At 48.2% G+C, this 1,887-nt stretch carries 1 protein-coding gene; it reads left to right on the top strand.

The window, feature by feature from the left end:
• Positions 1-285 precede the first annotated feature (285 nt).
• On the top strand, positions 286-1,887 hold a 1,602-nt coding region (locus GY937_21795), incomplete at its 3' end, for a hypothetical protein (GenBank protein MCP5059346.1).

Below are 1,887 nucleotides of genomic sequence, written 5' to 3'. Positions count from 1 at the left end.
CAAGGCTCCACAGCATCTAACGGTATGCGTTGCTCGCGTCATCCGTACCTGACCAACCATACTGATGCAGATTGCTGGGTACAGCACCCAGAGAAATACGGGAGTCGACCGAATTTTTGGAATAGAGGATCTAGCCAAGGTAATGACCGGCAGAATACTCAACGGAATCAAGATGGAGATACTCCACCTGCCAATCGCCGAAATACAGTCCGCGGCCGCATATACTTCCCTTACTGTGACGGAGAAAATTTCCGTGTACCATGTGAGATAGAAGGATTAGCGGCCATGGCTGTTATCGACACAGGTGCTCAGAGTAGCCTAATCTCCAGTGAAATGAAGATTCGTATTAATCAGCGACACCCAGGGTTTCATTGGCACCACATGACAAAGCCTCCGATTGTGAGGGGTTTGCAAGAGGAGCCTTTGAAATTGGAGCCATACACCGCGCATCTCAATATCCGTACCTGCGGGAGGGAAATTTGCGGTCCCGTGAATATTGACCCTTCCAATTCGTTCGATATTTTGCTCGGTATACCGGCTATTAAAGCTCTGGGAATTGAATTGCGCATTCAGAAGCAATACGAGCTTCGCCCAACCTACGGGCCGTTGAGATATGCAGAATGTAATCTGCAGGATAAATCGGAAACAGAGCAGATAACCGCCTTGGAGAGGGCAAGCGTGTATCAAGGGAACGCTGACCCCTCAGCTCTCGTGGCAGAAATGTCACAGGAGTCGAATAGTTGGCAAACCTTAGTACACGATGACCCCGTCTCACGAGCTGAATTGAAGTGTTCTTACTCAGGATCTGCTCCATGTCTGAAAAAGACAAAGAAGATATTCGATGCACAGCAGCAAGTATCGGATCTGAAAGGTACACCGAAAGTGTACACTAAATCGACAACTACGACCTTTCCGGCAGAGGCTTCGACCACTCTGCACCTTAGGGTGCAAGGTGGGAACAAGGAAGCTAACTATCTAATGGAATTGAGTCGCGATCTTGCAAAGAAGGGTCTGGTTATGGGTGAATCGATAGTGAAAGTACGACCGTGTAAAACAGTTGTCGTCACAATCGATAATCCAACCACGACCAATGTGGTCTTAGAGAAAGGAACCCAAGTTGGAAACTTGGAGGGGGATATCGAAATCCTGACGGTAGATCAGGTTGTAGAGGAAATTCTGCAAAAGACGGAAGAATCTTCGAAGATTGGCCTCAATCAGACATCCCCAGAAAGCTTATTTGACCGAATCGAGCAAGTGAAAGAGATCGTCCGCAAGCAACTTCCTGAACCTTTGCGTGACCATCCAGACGGGAAAGCTATGATTGCTCTATTAGTGGAACACCACGAAGTCTTGTCTCTATCTGATCGAGAGATGGGCCATGCGAAAGGTGTTATCCATGAAATCGATACCGGCGATCATCGCCCGATCGCGCTCCCCATTCGACGTATGCCGTATGGTGACCGCGAGGAGGTGAAGAAACAGCTGGAAGACCTATTAGCTTCAGGGGTGATCGTTCCTTCTAAATCGGAATGGGCATTCCCTACCGTCTTGATTCGCAAAAAGGATGATAACAAGATCAGGATCTGCATAGACTACAGGGAGTTGAATCTTATCACAGTGAAAGACCGATATCCGCTACCTCGCTGTGATGACCTGCTGGATATGGCAGGCCAAGGCGGAGCCAAGTACTTCACCAAATTGGACTTGAAAGCGGGCTATCATCACATAAAAATGAGTGAAGAGGCCCAGCGGAAGAGTGCCTTTATTACTTGGATGGGAAATAATCCCCGCCTGTTCGAATTCGTCTATATGCCTTTCGGGTTAGTGGCAGCTCCAGCCACCTTTCAACGATGCATGAACAATGCTTTGCAAGGCTTGGATCAGTCT

This window comes from bacterium, assembly GCA_024228115.1.
In the GTDB taxonomy this organism is placed as follows: domain Bacteria; phylum Myxococcota_A; class UBA9160; order UBA9160; family UBA6930.
Note: the sequence above shows the minus strand (reverse complement) of the source record. Positions and strands in the feature narration are given on the sequence as shown.